At 35.9% G+C, this 16,343-nt stretch carries 13 protein-coding genes, 1 tRNA gene and 3 pseudogenes; 6 read left to right on the top strand and 11 right to left on the bottom strand.

Annotated elements, in window-relative coordinates:
* Entirely contained in the window at positions 1-765 is a 765-nt protein-coding gene (locus N7U66_RS06890; RefSeq protein ID WP_267677863.1) for a ParA family protein, read from the bottom strand.
* A gap of 196 nt (positions 766-961) precedes the next feature.
* Here N7U66_RS06890 and N7U66_RS06885 point away from each other — a divergent pair, with 196 nt between their 5' ends.
* Positions 962-2,416 (top strand): CotH kinase family protein, encoded by a 1,455-nt coding sequence (locus tag N7U66_RS06885; protein ID WP_267677862.1) that lies wholly within the window; start codon positions 962-964, stop codon positions 2,414-2,416.
* Here N7U66_RS06885 and N7U66_RS06880 read toward each other — a convergent pair whose 3' ends face one another.
* From N7U66_RS06880 to N7U66_RS06835, 10 genes and pseudogenes are all read right to left on the bottom strand, one after another.
* Positions 2,417-3,043, bottom strand: coding sequence for a metallophosphoesterase (locus N7U66_RS06880; RefSeq protein WP_267677861.1), 627 nt, complete (start codon positions 3,041-3,043; stop codon positions 2,417-2,419).
* A complete protein-coding gene (locus N7U66_RS06875; protein WP_267677860.1) occupies positions 3,025-3,249 on the bottom strand; it encodes a metallophosphoesterase family protein in 225 nt (74 codons plus the stop codon). The genes N7U66_RS06880 and N7U66_RS06875 overlap by 19 nt, the downstream gene beginning before the upstream one ends.
* A complete protein-coding gene (locus N7U66_RS06870) occupies positions 3,221-3,625 on the bottom strand; it encodes a hypothetical protein (protein WP_267677859.1) in 405 nt (134 codons plus the stop codon). Before N7U66_RS06870 ends, N7U66_RS06875 begins: the two co-directional genes overlap by 29 nt.
* Before the next feature lie 564 nt (positions 3,626-4,189).
* Positions 4,190-6,316 (bottom strand): methylmalonyl-CoA mutase, encoded by a 2,127-nt coding sequence (scpA, locus tag N7U66_RS06865; protein ID WP_267677858.1) that lies wholly within the window; start codon positions 6,314-6,316, stop codon positions 4,190-4,192.
* A 2-nt stretch (positions 6,317-6,318) separates the two neighbouring features.
* Entirely contained in the window at positions 6,319-7,026 is a 708-nt protein-coding gene (locus tag N7U66_RS06860; RefSeq protein ID WP_267677857.1) for a hypothetical protein, read from the bottom strand.
* Positions 7,027-7,080: 54 nt separating this feature from the next.
* Positions 7,081-8,434: pseudogene (locus N7U66_RS06855) on the bottom strand (methylmalonyl-CoA mutase subunit beta).
* Positions 8,427-8,729, bottom strand: coding sequence for an FtsB family cell division protein (locus N7U66_RS06850; protein ID WP_267677856.1), 303 nt, complete (start codon positions 8,727-8,729; stop codon positions 8,427-8,429). The pseudogene N7U66_RS06855 and the gene N7U66_RS06850 overlap by 8 nt, the downstream one beginning before the upstream one ends.
* Positions 8,729-9,337 (bottom strand): uridine kinase, encoded by a 609-nt coding sequence (gene udk / locus N7U66_RS06845; protein ID WP_267677854.1) that lies wholly within the window; start codon positions 9,335-9,337, stop codon positions 8,729-8,731. The genes N7U66_RS06850 and udk overlap by 1 nt, the downstream gene beginning before the upstream one ends.
* Positions 9,338-9,388: 51 nt before the next feature.
* Positions 9,389-9,685: a c-type cytochrome gene (locus tag N7U66_RS06840; RefSeq protein ID WP_267677853.1), complete on the bottom strand. Its 297-nt coding sequence runs from the start codon at positions 9,683-9,685 to the stop codon at positions 9,389-9,391.
* 126 nt (positions 9,686-9,811) lie between these two features.
* Positions 9,812-10,921, bottom strand: a pseudogene (locus N7U66_RS06835) (PQQ-dependent sugar dehydrogenase).
* A gap of 118 nt (positions 10,922-11,039) precedes the next feature.
* Between N7U66_RS06835 and N7U66_RS06830 the strand changes: the two are divergent.
* The 5 genes and pseudogenes from N7U66_RS06830 to N7U66_RS06810 all read left to right on the top strand — a co-directional run bounded on the left by N7U66_RS06830 (position 11,040) and on the right by N7U66_RS06810 (position 16,290).
* Positions 11,040-11,114: transfer RNA gene (locus N7U66_RS06830), tRNA-Pro, on the top strand.
* Positions 11,115-11,328: 214 nt separating this feature from the next.
* Positions 11,329-12,580, top strand: a pseudogene (locus N7U66_RS06825) (site-specific integrase).
* A 942-nt stretch (positions 12,581-13,522) separates the two neighbouring features.
* The gene (locus N7U66_RS06820) at positions 13,523-13,834 is read left to right on the top strand and encodes a helix-turn-helix domain-containing protein (RefSeq protein WP_267677851.1); all 312 of its coding nucleotides are present in this window, start codon (positions 13,523-13,525) and stop codon (positions 13,832-13,834) included.
* 124 nt (positions 13,835-13,958) lie between these two features.
* The gene (locus N7U66_RS06815) at positions 13,959-15,728 is read left to right on the top strand and encodes a KTSC domain-containing protein (protein WP_313791521.1); all 1,770 of its coding nucleotides are present in this window, start codon (positions 13,959-13,961) and stop codon (positions 15,726-15,728) included.
* A 64-nt stretch (positions 15,729-15,792) separates the two neighbouring features.
* Positions 15,793-16,290, top strand: a complete 498-nt coding sequence (locus tag N7U66_RS06810) for a hypothetical protein (RefSeq protein WP_267677850.1) — start codon at positions 15,793-15,795, stop codon at positions 16,288-16,290.
* Positions 16,291-16,343 lie beyond the last annotated feature (53 nt).

Raw genomic sequence — 16,343 nt, 5'->3', positions numbered from 1 at the left:
TTAGGAGTTTTTATTAATGATTTCTTTTGCTAAACTTAAATAATTTGCAGCTCCTTTACTTGCTGCATCATAGTTAATAATGTTTTCACCATAACTTGGCGCTTCACTTAACTTGACATTTCTTTGTATAATGGTATCAAACACCATATCATTAAAGTGCTTTTGCACTTCTTCTACGACCTGATTTGACAGACGTAAACGTGAGTCGTACATGGTGAGTAAAAGCCCTTCAATATCTAATGCCGTGTTATGAATTTTTTGAACGCTTTTAATGGTATTCAACAATTTACCTAAACCCTCTAAAGCAAAATATTCACATTGAATTGGAATGATAACAGAATCTGCGGCTGTTAACGCATTAAGTGTTAATAAGCCTAAAGAAGGCGCACAATCTATTAAAATATAATCGTAGTCATCCTTTATAGATTCTAGTGCTTTTTTTAGCATGTACTCCCGTGCTTCTTTATCAACCAACTCTATTTCAATAGCTACTAGGTCGATATGTGCTGGGATAATATCAAGATTTGGTGTGTCTGTTTTTACAATAGCTTCTCTGGCTGTGTTTGCGTGCTCAAAAAGTTGATAGGTTCCAATCTCGACAGCTTCTACGTCAAGCCCAATACCGTAAGTGGAATTGGCTTGCGGATCGGCATCGATAAGTAGTACTTTTTTTTCAAGTACACCTAATGATGCTGCTAAATTGATTGAGGTTGTTGTTTTACCTACACCTCCTTTTTGATTGGCAATGGCTATAATTTTACCCATTAATTGATTTGGTTTTATTAGTAAAACTTCACATAAGAAGTTCTGCGTAAAAATACAATTATTTATGGGTTTTGAAAATGGAAGTTGTTAACAGTTGCTTAAAGAAAACAAGGAATGTTATTATTGGAGTGTAAGTTCATCAGGTTAAGGTATTTATTTGCTATTTTTACCTGAAAGAAAAATATAGAATAAAACAATGAGACAATTACTACCAATACTACTTGCGTTCTACATGGTGTCTTGTGGCGTAAATCTTTCTGCCCAAGAGATTATTGCAGAAACAGGCAGCTATGGCATCGATAAAAAGAACAAAATTATCGTTTGGCATGTGAATAATTTAGATTCAATACTTTCTCTAGATAAAAAAGTAACCAGTGTAAGGTTTAATAAAACCTTTAAATTGAAAGAGGCTTCTAAGCAACTTTCATATAGTGAGGGTTATACGGTAACTAGTGACGAGGATTATGTTTTATATATTACAAAAACACCATTAGTTCATATCACTATTAACACCTCTGCAATAAACAGAAATGCAAAAATCCCTGGTTATTTCACGTTTTTCAATGGTAGTGAATATGTTGAAAGTGTCATGGGTGTACGGCATCGGGGTAATTTATCTTTAACGTTCCCTAAAAAATCATTCGATTTAGAGTTTTGGACAGATAGTATTTCTAAGCAAAAAAAGAATGTGAAGTTTAGTGGCATGCGAAACGATGATGATTGGATTCTTGATGGTATGTACAATGAGCCATTACGTTTGCGTTCTCACATTGCAACGCATATTTGGAATGACATTCACACCCCGTATTATGCACAAAAAGAGCCGAAAGCAAAAAGCGGTTTTCACGTAAAATATGTGGAAGTCTTTAAAAACAATCAATACTATGGTCTTTATCAGTTTTCTGAATCGGTGGATAGAAAGCAATTGCAGCTCAAAAAAAATGAAAAAGAAACGATTCATGGCGAATTGTATAAAGCCAATTCCTATGAAGGCGGCCCCGCTTTTACTAAAGCACCTGCTAGTTATAATAATCTTTTTCCACATTGGAATGGTTGGTTAACCCGATATCCATTTATAGATTATACCTCAGATTTTGAAAACTTATTTAAATTTGAAAATCTAGTCGTCCATAGTTCAAATGACACGTTTTCTAAAAATATAGAACAGACGGTGCATATTTCGAATGCTATAGATTACTACCTTTTTGTGAATATGCTAAGAGCATCTGATAATTTAGGTAAAAATTACTATCTAGGAAAGTATGATAAGGGCGAGCCCTATTTTTTTATCCCTTGGGATTTAGATGGTGTTTGGGGAGTAATTCAAGATGGAAAGCGGGAAGGGGTAACCAATGATGTTTTGTGGAATGGACTTTTTAAAAGGCTTATTGAAGTGAACCCAAATGGGTATAAAGATAAAATGAAAGTCCGATGGGCTACCCTAAGAACTCAAGAATTTAGTAATGAGGCGCTGCGAGCTAGAATAAATAAAATATATACTAGATTCACCGAAGAAAAAGTATATGAACGAGAACAATTGGTATGGAAGAATGCCTTAAATGAGTTGTCTAATCAAGTACATTACGAGTATCTCATGAAATGGTTAGACGATAGGTTACGCTTCCTCGATAGTCATTTTAAAACTCTTTAATTAATACTGAAGCCGTCTTTTCGTTCCATAAGCATCAATAACGAACTCCTCGCAGTTTTCTATAAGTAACCCTTTAGTGCGGCCTGGAAATGATTTAGTGCCATGTCGCACGTCAATTTTTATCACTTTTCCATTAAAATCAGTAGATATCGTTTCAACTGGTGTGTGACCAATGACTATTTTTTGAACATCATAATAGCTCAAAATTTCTTCAAGTTCTAAAAGGCTTATTTTAGAATAGGTGTATCTGTTCATCACAAGGCCTCTGTACCAAAAGGGACCTTTTGAACTATACAGAAAATTAACTAGGGTATCATTAGGGTCTTTTAACCCACTAAACCGAAAGCGGACCATATTATTGATTGTACTTAAGTCTAATTCGTAATCTAATAGTTCCGGGCTTAATCCCCCATGAACAAATAAGTAGTCTCCAATTTTTTCAATAACGTTTTTTGTGGCCAACCATTTGCCTAATTCCGTTTGATTAGAATACAAATATTTAATCGCCTCTTTTTTATCGTTTATTTGACTTATTTCTTGTGCCGCTTTAATATATTTACCACGATTGTATCTGTGATCTCCATGAAAATTGAGTATTTCATGATTCCCTAATATAAAATGTACCAAGCCATGCTGCTTTTTTGCTTGATGCTCAAGCTTGTAAATAAGCCGAGTACTTGTGTGACATTTTTACCCCGATCTACAAAATCACCTACTAGAACTAAATGACCAGTACCAAAAATCCAATTGTGATTTTCGTCCATAATTTTATTGGCAAATAAGAAGCTAGCAAAGGCTTCATAGTTACCTTCTATATCTGAAATAACAACCATTTTCTCTCGGCAATTGATAGGTCGTTTTTGGAATGTCGTAATGTGATGCTATAGACACATAGAAGACATCTGAATTTTTATGGTCTGAACGAACAACTAGGGAATCGTCTTTAACTATAGGGCTCACTACAAGTTTGTTTTCAGCATTTACTCTATACAACAAGGAGTCATTGATTATGTAGGGGCCATCTCTGCCATCAAAGTCGATTTTTTTTTGCTTTTTGGCAGCATCGTGTTGCTTACGAGTGCTATCTAATGTTGGGGCCTTGTTTAATGGTGGTTGTTGCGCAAAACTGCTAATTCCTGAAGTAAAGACAAAGCAAATCGCTAAACTTATTAAATTAAGGGTTATATGTTTTGCGAAAGTACGTGTCATTGTTTAAAAGATGTATCGTCTTTGGTGTTTTTGTTAATTTAGAAAAAAAAATCTAATAATTGAGCGATTACCTACATAGAAGCAAAAATTAGACCAACAATAGGTTCACTATTGGTAGGGCTGCACTTGAAATAAGGTATTCTGGTTTTGTAACTAAATACGAATACAATGTTTATAAGAATTTGAGAAGTAGATTAAACTCTAGTTCATTGCTATTGGGTTGTATAACGTCATAATAGTCTACATATTTATTGCAACTACTTTTCTTATTCCTAAAAAGAAATCTTTGATGACTGCTTCATTTTTCATGGACTAAAGCCATAAATTTTAAAAATTAAAGACGGTGAAGAACCACCTTTAAATTCAAATGAATGCCGCCTACTTAAAGGTTTAATAAGCTCTTAATAATTATCAGATAAACTGTATAACAAGCACCAAATATTTAATCGATTTTAATAGTATTGTTAAATAGAATTAAGCATTTAAATAAGACTCATTTTTCAATTTATTCTGTCTGTTGTTATCTGAAGTAATAAGGAAAAAATCAAACTATTGGAATGCCAATTAATCAATTAATATCTCCAATATCGTAATGGCAGCTTCACTAATTTTACTTCCTGGACCAAAAATAGCCACAGCGCCAGCATCAAATAAATATTGGTAATCTTGTTTTGGTATCACCCCGCCAACAACCACCATGATGTCTTCGCGACCATAATTTTTAAGTTCTTCAATCACTTGTGGCACTAGCGTTTTGTGTCCGGCAGCTAAAGACGAGACACCTAAAATATGTACATCGTTTTCTACGGCTTGTTTCGCCGCTTCTTTAGGCGTTTGAAATAAAGGGCCTATATCGACATCAAAGCCAACATCGGCATAACCTGTTGCCACTACTTTTGCACCACGGTCATGGCCATCTTGACCCATTTTTGCAATCATAATACGTGGGCGTCTCCCTTCTTGTTCTGCAAATTGATCGGCCAACTGTTTCGCTTTTTCAAAGCTTTTGTCGTCTTTTATTTCTTTACTATACACTCCAGAAAATGATTTTATTTGCGCTTTATATCTCCCATAAACGGCTTCTAGAGCATCGCTAATTTCACCTAGGGTAGCGCGTTCTCGGGCAGCTTCTACAGCTAAAGTTAAGAGATTTTCTTTGCCTGACCTGGCAGCTTGAGTTAAATTCGTCAAACTTTGGTCGACTTTCTTGGTGTTTCTTTCTGCCTTAATTTTTTCTAAGCCTGCAATTTGTTGTAGACGCACCGATTGATTATCAACTTCTAAAGTAGAAATGGCATCCTCTTGATCTAGAACATAATTATTCACGCCCACGATAATATCTTGTCCGGAGTCAATACGCGCTTGCTTTCTAGCCGCTGCTTCTTCAATTCTTAATTTAGGAATACCAGCTTCAATAGCTTTTGTCATCCCACCTAATGCTTCCACTTCTTCAATTAAAGCCCAGGCTTTTTCAGCAATATCACTGGTTAGTTTTTCAACATAATAACTCCCTGCCCAAGGATCTACTGTTTTTGTAATATGGGTTTCTTCTTGTAAAAATATTTGAGTGTTTCGCGCAATTCTAGCCGAGAAATCTGTTGGTAATGCGATGGCTTCATCTAACGCATTGGTATGTAAACTTTGCGTACCACCAAAAGCCGCAGCAGCAGCTTCAATAGTGGTTCGGGCCACATTATTAAAAGGGTCTTGCTCTGTTAAACTCCAGCCGCTGGTTTGGCAATGGGTTCTTAGGGCTAATGATTTTTCGTTTTTAGGATGGAATTGCTTTACCAGTTTCGCCCACAACATTACGGCAGCTCTCATTTTAGCAATCTCCATAAAATGATTCATACCAATGGCCCAAAAGAAAGAGAGGCGGGGTGCAAAGGTATCTATATCCATACCGGCTGCTAATCCTTTTCTTATGTATTCTAATCCGTCAGCTAGGGTGTAAGCGAGTTCAATATCGCAAGTGGCGCCTGCTTCTTGCATGTGATAACCTGAAATACTAATACTATTAAACTTAGGCATATGCACACTGGTATATTCAAAAATATCAGATATAATCTGCATGGAAGGCGTAGGGGGGTAGATATATGTGTTACGTACCATAAACTCCTTTAAGATGTCATTTTGAATGGTTCCAGTCAAGGCTGCAGGTTTTACACCTTGTTCTTCTGCTGCAACAATATAAAATGCCATGATTGGTAATACGGCCCCATTCATCGTCATGGAAACCGACATTTTATCTAGGGGAATTTGGTCGAATAATACTTTCATATCTTCCACGCTGTCAATGGCCACTCCTGCTTTTCCAACATCTCCAACCACACGCTCGTGATCACTATCATAACCGCGATGTGTTGCTAAATCAAAGGCAACAGATAGGCCTTTTTGTCCTGCAGCCAAATTTCTGCGGTAAAAGGCATTACTTTCTTCTGCCGTCGAGAATCCAGCGTATTGACGAATGGTCCAAGGTCTTCTTACATACATTGTCGAGTAAGGGCCACGAAGATTTGGCGCTATTCCTGCCACAAAATCCAGGTGCTCCAAGCCTTCAATATCTTTTTTGGGATACTTCGACTTTACGGCGATGGTTTCTGCAGTTAGAAATACACTACTTTTGCCTTCTAAGGCTGCGCTGCTGTTTTCTGATTTTATTTTAATATGTTTGAGGTCTTTTCTATCCATAATTAATGATTATGTCCTGCATGTGGGTCTTTTTCCATCACTTTATCTGTTGGGATAGTTGTTTTTTTCGCCGGATTTAAACCTGTTTTTACATCTGTTTTAGCCGCTTCAATTGGTTCTGGATTTGGGTTTTTTAAATCTTCAAGTTTAGAATCTAATAATTTTGAGTAAAAGAAATCGAAAGCGACATACCCTTTTAAACTACCATCTCCCTGAATCCCTTTGGTACTATTACTTAAAGGCGCCAAAACTAAATTTGGTCTCATACTATTTGTAGTTAGTAGTGCATTAATAGTTTGTTTTAAGCTATTCGTTTTTATGTTTTTTGTCAAACAATCAATTAAAGGATGTGAGTAGTTTAATGATGTTTTACCATTGATGGTAGTCCATAAGGTGTTGTCCTCTTTTAAAAGATGAGCAATTTTTAAACTATGGGCACTAGCAATATCCTCCACTTTTAAACCGCCACGCATGGTGAAATTGATGAATGAAAAATATGCTTTTTGACCAGATTTTGATTTGTTATCATAGGTGTTTAATAGGTCATTTTCAAAAGAATGAATGGCTTCATTGTATAAGGCGTTATTAGGCAAATCACAAGCAATTATTTCAGGGCTTTCAGCAAATTTATAATCTATTTTTCCTGTAGTATCACAGCTTGATACTGTCACCAAAAATAAAAAAGTAAAGAGTTTAAAAGGGTTTTTCATGGCTTACTAGGGTTTTGTTTTTGAGATTTTATTGAATATTTATATTTAAACGATTTATTCATTTTTTAATCGGTTCTGCTCGATTGTCTCTGCTAACCTTCGCTCTAAAATGGGTTGAATTAACGTTTTTCTGCTATTGGTTTTTAAAAATGGATACAGTTCTAGATCGTCTTTCATTCTATCATCCATATTTGGATGTTTATTGGTGCCTAATAAAGTGATGTCACCAGCATCAAAAGCATCCTGTTCTTTTTTAGCGCTTTCTGCAATTTTTTTCTGAATGGTTCCAGCCTTTAATTGATGTAAGAAACCACCATTAGTCTCAATAGATTTAAATAATTCAAGCGCTTTTTCTGCCAACTGAAGAGTTAGGCTTTCAATATAATATGACCCGTCTGAAGCATTTTCTACCGCATCAAAATAGCTTTCATGTTTTAAAATGAGTAATTGGTTTCTTGAAATGCGCTCTCCAAAGGCATTGTCTTTATGATAAATGGAATCGTATGATAAATTACAAACCGTATTTGCACCGCCCAAAATAGCACTCATGCATTCTGTAGTGGTACGTAACATATTGGTGTTGAAATCGTATATTGTTTTGTTGCGTTTTGTAGGCATAGCAAAAATGTGACACTCTGGTGATATGCCATATTCTTGAGCCAACGTTTTCCATAACACCCGTAGTGCACGAAGTTTTGCTATTTCGAAAAAATAATTCGTTCCAACCGAAACATTAAAGGTCAATGGAGACTTTATGTCCTTTCCAAAAAGATTTAAATACTCATTGGCATGTGCTAAACTATAAGCTAATTGTTGGACAATAGTGGCGCCTGCATTTTGATAAAGACCTAAATCAATACTAATGGTGTTATTTGGTATTTTTATTATTTGGGCTAATTGTTCGTGATCGTTTTTTAAAGTATCAAACCAATTACCGAGACTTGGCAAGGTGTCCTATGCTATCATTTAGAATATATATTCCTGCTTTAGACGGTATAAGTGCTATTTTTTTTATGAAGTCCGTATCTAAAATGTGCAATTCAAAATAGAGCAGTGTAGTAGCAGTATCAATGTTTTCTAATAAAACAGGAATAGTAATATCTTTATTAGGAATGATAAACTTAATACTTTCCGCACCACGTTTAATAGCCTTTATTGCTTTATTATTAGACTGTTTTTCATTGGCTACAAAAATGGTTTGACATATATTCCAAGGGTTTGATGGTACTTTTAAAAACGGTTGATTCTCAAAATCATCGCGATGATAAAAAGGCTTTACATTGATGTCTTCGCGAGTGTTCCAAATTAAGGTGTTGTTATAATCTGCGCCTTTTAAATCTGCTTGTATTTTTTGCTTCCAGGCTTTAGCCGAAACAGTATTAAAATCTGAAAATAGTGTTTTACTCATCGTCGTCTACTTTTAAGCTGTCTTGATATTCTATAATATAAATGTCTTCGTTTTCACGTTTCATATAATATTCTTCACGCGCAAATTTTTCTAGACCTTCTTCTTTTTTTAATTCATTTATCGTTTTATTGTCTTTTTTAATTTCTTTTCTATAGTATTCTTTCTCATTTTCTAAAGCTTCAATATCACGATTTAACTCATTGTGAATCATCAATGAATTACTATCAAAGAACACCATCCAAATTGCAAAAACAAGGAGTATGATGACGAATATGTTTTTATATTTGGAAAACATTAACTCAATCTATCATTAATAATAGTTCTAACAATATCAACAGCAACAGTGTTGTATTTATTGTTTGGGATAATTAAATCAGCATATTCTTTCATGGGCTCTATAAATTGCTGATGCATGGGTTTTAATGTGGTTTGGTAACGGGTTAAAACTTCATTGATATCTCTGCCACGCTCGGCAATATCACGCCTTACGCGACGTATTAATCGCTCATCACTATCGGCATGCACAAATATCTTTATATCGAACATATCTCTAATTTTTGGCTTACTCAAAATTAATATCCCTTCAACAATCATAACTCTTTTAGGCGTTGTCAAAACGGTTTCCTTAGTTCTGTTATGTTCTACAAAAGAATAAACAGGTTGTTCAATACTCTCCCCATTTTTTAAAGCGGTTAAATGGGTTCGTAACAACTTAAAATCTATGGAACGGGGATGATCAAAATTAATTTGAACACGCTCGTCATAACTTAAATTGGAAGTGTCTTTATAATAAGAGTCTTGAGAAATAATACCAACTTCGCCATCCGGTAATTCATTCATTATTTGTTCTACAACAGTTGTTTTTCCACATCCGGTACCACCGGCAATCCCAATTATTAACATGTATTATTTATTAAATTTAATCAGACAAATTTAGGAATTTGAAACAAAATATTACCGTTCCACCTTTGAAACTTCTTCCTCAGTTATTAACGCTGTATTTTTGTTCCCCCAACTGTTTGTGATGTAGTTCATTACGCTGGAAATTTCTCGATCTGTTAAGCCTTGTGAAGCCATGTTGCCATGGTATGATTTACCATTTACTACAATTTCATCATTTAAGCCAAATTTTAATGCGCGAATACTGGCCTTCCTTTTATTCATTAAATAGTCTGATTTTGCTAAAGGCGGAAACGTATTAGCAACACCTTCACCATTAGCCGAGATGACATTGTATGCAGAAATCGTCATAAACTTGTTTGCCTTCAGAAAAATTTTGAACGATAGCATCCTTTTTTTGAGCCATTGGCTCATTAGACGATGGACAAGAAAATAGACTTACGCTCGCCAGTAAGATTATGATGCTGTTTTTCATATTTATGTGCGAATTAATTTAACAATGCCTAGATTTTCTACGCCAACATAAATAAACCCATCGGGGCCCTGCTCTATGGATCGAACCCGGCCAATACCGTCTAACAACCGTTCCTCTTTAATCACCTTACCATCCTCAAGCGTACAGCGATCTAAATAATTAAATTTTAAGGAGCCTACAAGTAAACTTCCTTTCCAGTCACCATATTTATTAGAAGAAATAAAAGCCATGCCACTTGGTGCTATAGAAGGATCCCAATAATGCAAAGGTTGTTCCATGCCTTCTTTTTTAGTGGTATCGGTAATGGTTGTTCCGCTATAATTTTTACCATAGGTGATCACTGGCCAACCGTAATTGGCACCCTTTTTAACGATATTAATTTCATCACCACCTTTTGGTCCATGTTCATGTGTCCGAGATGTCTTTAGTGTCGGGATGTAGTTTCATACCTTGTGGATTACGATGCCCGTAAGAATAAATCGCGGTCTTAGCATTTTCTACAGTAACAAACGGATTGTCTTTTGGTACACGACCATCATCGTGCAGTCTGTAAATTTTACCTCCATCTTTAGTTAAGTCTTGCGGATTCACGTCACGTTCACCACGTTCGCCAATAGTAAAAAACAGATAACCATGAGTATCAAAAACGATGCGTGAGCCAAAGTGTTGTCCTTTGGTTGTATTGGGTTCTGCCTTATAAAGCAGTTGTTTGTCTATTAATCTATCGCCTTTTATCTTTGCTCGCATAACGGCGGTATTTCCACCGTTACCTGTTCCTTTTGGTGAGGCATAAGATATGTATATCCATCCATTAGTTGCATAGTCCGGATGTAGCGAAAGGTCTAAGAGACCACCTTGACCACGCACATAAATTTACTGGAAGGCCTTTTATTTCGGTTTTGACTTGGTTTTTAAAGTGAATTAATTGACCTTCTTTTTCATTAATAAGCATGCTCTTATCTCGGAAGAAAAGTAAAGGCCCATGGATTTGTTAGTTCCGGAACAACCACTTCATAACTGTTTTTACTATTTACTGGATTTTTATCTTGAGCACAGGCGTGAATACTAATAAAAAAGACAGCAATAGAGAGGGTTTTTAGTGCTTTTATCATGATTTAAAAAATGTTTTTACAATTTACGATAAAATTGGTTTGATTTTTAAATAATAGTGTATATTTGCCACTCTAAAATTTCAAGGTTTTTTGTTGTTTTAGTCTAAGATAACCACTTCGGGGTGTAGCGTAGCCCGGTTATCGCGCCGCGTTTGGGACGCGGAGGTCGCAGGTTCGAATCCTGCCACCCCGACGAACCTAGAAATAGGTCATAACAAAACACTGTTAATCGTATGATTTTCAGTGTTTTTTGTTTTTTATGCATTCAATTGATTTCATTTAAAACCATATAAAAGGTGTGCAATTAGGTGTGCAGATGTCCACCGAATTGTACTATCTTTAAAGGACTTTAGGGTACGATTTGACTTTCGTCTTTACAATTTATTGTTTAACTAAAGTCATTGAAAATGAAGACAAAACACACTTTTACGGTAATTTTCTTTACCGGAAAATCAAGGAGCAATCCAAAACACCTTTCCCTCTACGTCCGTATTACCGTAAATGGAAAACGGGCGGAAATCAGTTTAAAGAGAACCATTACCGACAAAGATTGGGACAACAATAAAAGCCGTGGCAGGGGCAGTTCCCAAAATGTTAGAACCTTAAACGCCTATCTCGGACGAGGTGTATAACAAGCTGTTGGAATGCCATAAAGAACTCTTGGAAGAGGATAGAATCATATCCTCCGAAGCAGTCAAGACCCGCTATTTGGGCGAGGACGATAACAGTAAGACCTTACGGGAACTTATTGCATACCATCACGGGAATATGGCATATGTTCTGAAAAGGGGGACAATGAAGAATTATTATACCACAGAAAAATACCTGTACCGATTTTTGCTAAAGAAAAGAAGGGTAAAGGACATCTACCTGAAACAATTGAACTACGAATTTGTAACTGATTTTGAGAATTTCCTGCGCAATTACAGGAACTCTAAGAAACAGCTCATGTTGGGCAACAATGGCGTTATGAAGCACTTGGAACGGTTCAAAAAAATGGTAAACCTTGCCGTTAAACTGGAATGGACACACAAGAACCCGTTCAACCAATTCCAATTGAAGTATCATAAATATGACAGGGCTTACCTAACGGAAAGGGAACTGGAAATATTAGAAGGGACAGAATTTACAAGTGAACGGTTACAGCGGGTAAAAGATTGCTTTGTATTTTCCTGCTATACGGGACTGTCCTATGTGGATGTAAAGGAACTTACCGAGGACAATATCGTAAAGGGTATCGACAACAACTATTGGATATACACTAAACGGGAAAAAACGGACGAGCGTGTTAAAGTGCCACTACTGCCCAAAGCTTTGGAAATCATTGAAAAATATAGGAGGTTGCAGGAAAAGGTCTTTGTGGACTTCCTATTGCCTATAAGTTCCAATCAAAAGACCAATAAATATTTGAAAGAGATAGTAGCATCCTGTGGTATTCATAAAAACATAACCTTTCATGTGGCTCGGCATACTTTTGCCACCACGGTCATGCTTTCCAATGGCGTACCTATTGAAACGGTATCGAAATTATTGGGGCATTCCAAGCTTACCACCACACAGTTATATGCAAGGGTTGTGGAGACCAAGATAGGTGAGGACATTGGCAACCTGTTGGAACGGTTCAGGGAGAAGGAGAGCCGAAAGAGTTTGGGGACTTGACATAAAAAGGGTAACAACAAAGGGAGCAACAATACCACTCCCTTTACTTTATTATGGAATATCCAAAATTTGGATTTACGCACGTTAGAGTTGTTGGGCGTGCCCTAAAGGTCGGGCTATCCGCTATATCTTTCTGTGAAAAACAGAAAGGGTGCCGCTTCTATCCCTCACGCAGCGAAAAATAAGTAAAGCAGAAAAAACTTTACCCATTTTTCGCTAAAAGAAAGCGGTATGTAAGCGTTAAAAATTTGCTTTAACTGAACCGCAAATTTTCAACCCTTACATGAATTTGTTTTGATAAAATTAGTGTTCTACATCATACGGGGTTTTACAATCAATTGAAGAATGCACTGGATTTGAAACAAAAAGAGCAACTGATTTTCAAATCAGGTTGTCCGGAAAACTTGGTCACGAATGGGCGAAGTTTGGAAGAGCAAGAGGGTAACACGCTAAAGCGATGTTACGGGACTTCATTTCCCTAATTTTACAGTAAAACCTCCGGGAAGTCCCATAAACAGGCAATTTTTTACAGTAAATCTTTTAGGCAGTGTGGAGACTAAATATTTCATTTGCGACAAAACCCCTCGGAAACCCTGAAAATAGGCGTTTTTTTGTCGCAAAATGATGAAAAACCATTCTTGCGCGACATTCAATCGCCATTTGGGCTATCATTTTAAAAAGCCGAAGATTGCCATTGCGCCAAAAACCACCACCTAAATCTTCACCTTTTTAAAACGTTTGCTATAATTTGAATTTCTATTCATCTGAATCCTTATCCTTTATGGATTTCCGTAATTGATTTCTTCATTTTTTAATTTACTTTGAAATAGGGAAAAATTCTCTTTAGACATTTGTGAATGGTAATGTCAAAAAGAATAGAAAATAAGTGATGACATGTCAAAAATCTTTTCCTACTTTAGACAAAATATGTCAACAAATATTATGTCAACAGAAACAGTAGGTGAAAAGTTAAGATGTATTCGAGAAGAAAAAGAACTTCCATTACGGAAAATTGCTGCGTTGCTCGACATTGATGTGTCTATTTTGAGCAAAATGGAGCGTGGAGAAAGGAAAATCACAAAAGAGGTAGTTATGAAACTTGCCGAGATTTACGACTACAACTCAGACGAACTTTTGGTTTCGTTCCTAAGTGACAAGATCTTATTTGAAATTCAGGACGAAGATTTAGGTATAGAAGCACTAAAAGTAGCAGAGAAAAGAGCAAAATATATTAAAGCGAATAAGAAGAAATGAATGTCCCTGAATTAGAAATATTTTAATACAATTTAATAAATAATGGCATTACCCATAAATATAGATGAATTAATACATGGCAATACGGTTGAATGGGATCGGATTGAGTTAAAAAAAGGATGGAATCCGAGAGGATGTCATTCATTCTTTATGTGCCTATGCTAATGACATTAATAATTGGGATGGAGGTTATGTCATTATTGGAGTAGAAGAAGAAAATGGTAAAGCTAAATTACCACCAATAGGTTTAGAAGTTCAAGAATTGGATGCCATCCGGAAAAAACTGATTGAACTGTCTCATAAATTAACCCCTGTATATATTCCTGTTTTTCACCCTTATTTAATGAACGAGAGGCATATTCTGGTTGTTTTTGCCCCCGCTGGAGATAACAGACCCTACAAAGCTCCCATTAGTTTAAGTGAAAAAAGAACTGAAAGAGCAATGTACATCAAACGAGGTTCAAAAACGTTAAAAGTAAAAGATGGCTCTGATGATGAGAGAAGACTTGTTGAACTCACGGCACGCATCCCATTTGATGACCGAATAAACCAAACCGCTACCTTAGATGATTTGAATTTGCGTTTGATTCAAAACTATTTAAAAGAAGTGATGAGCTCTTTATATGAAGAGAGTACAAAAATGCCATTCTCTGAATTATGCAGACTTCTAATGATAGCCAAAGGTTCAGACGAGCTACTACGTCCTACCAATGCTGGTTTGCTCTTGTTTAATGAACATCCTGAAAAGTATTTTTCCGGAGCAACAGTTGATGTAGTGATTCATAAAAATGAAGTTGGGAAAGATTATACAGAAAAAATATTTTCCGGTTCTATTATTCAGCAGATTAGGGATGTTTTACAGTATTTTAAATCAAATATTGTCGAAGAATTGGTGGTTAAGTCAGCTAAGCAAGCGGAATCCATACGTTTCTTCAACTATCCTTTTCAAGCCATAGAGGAAGCGGTGGTCAATGCCGTTTATCATAAAAGCTATGAGCGACAAAACCCTGTTGAGATTCAAATTCATAAAGATAAAATTGAAATATTGAGTTTTCCTGGCCCTATGCCGCCTATCAACCAAGCGATGCTAAATAAACAAAGAGTGGTCGCACGGGATTATAGAAATCGTAAACTAGGTGGATTTTTAAAAGAGCTGAAACTCACGGAAGGCAGAGGAACAGGGTTGCCTATTATTCACAAAAGCTTAGCCGAAAATGGTTCGCCTCCACCTGTTTTTGAGACGGACGAAAACAATGCTTACTTTTTGTGTATTCTGCATGTACATCCGCTTACGAATTCCATCTTAGGTCAGGAAAAGGAACTAAGAAGAGAATATGATAAAGTGCTTGAATTCAAAAACTTAATTGACATTAATCCTTATCTTAGGCTCTCTGTCTCTGAAATTGGAGACAGAGACAAAGAAGCCATTAAAAACAGCATTACATCAAAAGCCAAACAGTTACTCCAATATTGCATAGAACCAAAATCAAGGGAGGCAATTTTCGATAAAATTGGGTTATATAATAACACCAAAAATTTCAGAAACCATCTCAAACCATTAATAGATGCAGGGTGGCTTCAACTCACGCTCCCTGATACACCCACGAGTAGAGACCAACAATATCTTAGCACTGCCCTTGGCAAACAATTGCTATCATTTTTAGAGGAAGGGAATACAGGGAAAACACAACGCATTCCCGTAGTGTCTTCCAATATTGCCTCAGTAGGTTATGATGCGGAAAAAAAGGTATTAGAAATAGAATTTCACCACGGAGCGGTTTATCAGTATTTTGATGTGCCGAAAAAGGTGTTTGAAGAATTAATGGAGTCACCTTCTCTTGGTGCTTATTTTATGAATGAACTAAAGGATAAATTTAATTATCAAAAGAAATAAAACTGACGATAGCATTAGGAAAAAGCTTTCGGCAAGGAGAATAAATAGGAATAAATAATTTTGTATGACAACACATGACCCATCAGAATATATCAGAGGTATTCAGCAAATATTAATTTCTGATAAAAAGAAAATAGGTTTTCTTTTTGGTGCAGGGAGTTCATTAGCAATGAAAAATGAAACTTCGCTTACTGTTCCTGCTATTGGTAAAATGACATCTGAAATCGTTGAAGAGGTAGGAAAAGTTGATACGAAATACAAAACAGCATTAGAGGATATAAAGGAAGAACTTGGGGAGAAAAACTTCAACATAGAAACAATACTGTCTAATCTTGAACAAAAAGTTTCATTCATTGGTAAAAGTGTACTAAATTCTCTTAACAAAGGTGAGTTTGCAGATTTGATCAAAAGAATCAAAAAAGAAGTTAGGGAAAAAGTAAGTGTTCACAATAGGACTCTATGTGATATAGCTTTAAAAAAAGAGTTTAAACAAATTGTTACAAAAGATATTGTAAGTGAATTAGTCCGAGACAGATTTTGCAAATTGGATAGGACAAGCTGAAAGAAAGTATCCAATCGAAGTCTTTACAACCAATTATGATTTCTTATTAGAAC

It is taken from the genome of Lacinutrix neustonica, assembly GCF_026625145.1.
Classification (GTDB): Bacteria; Bacteroidota; Bacteroidia; order Flavobacteriales; family Flavobacteriaceae; genus Lacinutrix; species Lacinutrix neustonica.
This window is presented reverse-complemented; position numbering and strand designations above follow the sequence as displayed.

Bases quoted from the DNA above. Each gene is read 5' to 3' on its own strand.
- N7U66_RS06890 (WP_267677863.1), bottom strand. From the start codon at position 765: ATGGGTAAAATTATAGCCATTGCCAATCAAAAAGGAGGTGTAGGTAAA.
- N7U66_RS06885 (WP_267677862.1), top strand. From the start codon at position 962: ATGAGACAATTACTACCAATACTACTTGCGTTCTACATGGTGTCTTGT.
- N7U66_RS06875 (WP_267677860.1), bottom strand. From the start codon at position 3,249: ATGGTTGTTATTTCAGATATAGAAGGTAACTATGAAGCCTTTGCTAGC.
- N7U66_RS06870 (WP_267677859.1), bottom strand. From the start codon at position 3,625: ATGACACGTACTTTCGCAAAACATATAACCCTTAATTTAATAAGTTTA.
- scpA (WP_267677858.1), bottom strand. From the start codon at position 6,316: ATGGATAGAAAAGACCTCAAACATATTAAAATAAAATCAGAAAACAGC.
- N7U66_RS06860 (WP_267677857.1), bottom strand. From the start codon at position 7,026: ATGAAAAACCCTTTTAAACTCTTTACTTTTTTATTTTTGGTGACAGTA.
- N7U66_RS06850 (WP_267677856.1), bottom strand. From the start codon at position 8,729: ATGTTTTCCAAATATAAAAACATATTCGTCATCATACTCCTTGTTTTT.
- udk (WP_267677854.1), bottom strand. From the start codon at position 9,337: ATGTTAATAATTGGGATTGCCGGTGGTACCGGATGTGGAAAAACAACT.
- N7U66_RS06840 (WP_267677853.1), bottom strand. From the start codon at position 9,685: ATGACGATTTCTGCATACAATGTCATCTCGGCTAATGGTGAAGGTGTT.
- N7U66_RS06820 (WP_267677851.1), top strand. From the start codon at position 13,523: ATGTCAACAGAAACAGTAGGTGAAAAGTTAAGATGTATTCGAGAAGAA.
- N7U66_RS06810 (WP_267677850.1), top strand. From the start codon at position 15,793: ATGACAACACATGACCCATCAGAATATATCAGAGGTATTCAGCAAATA.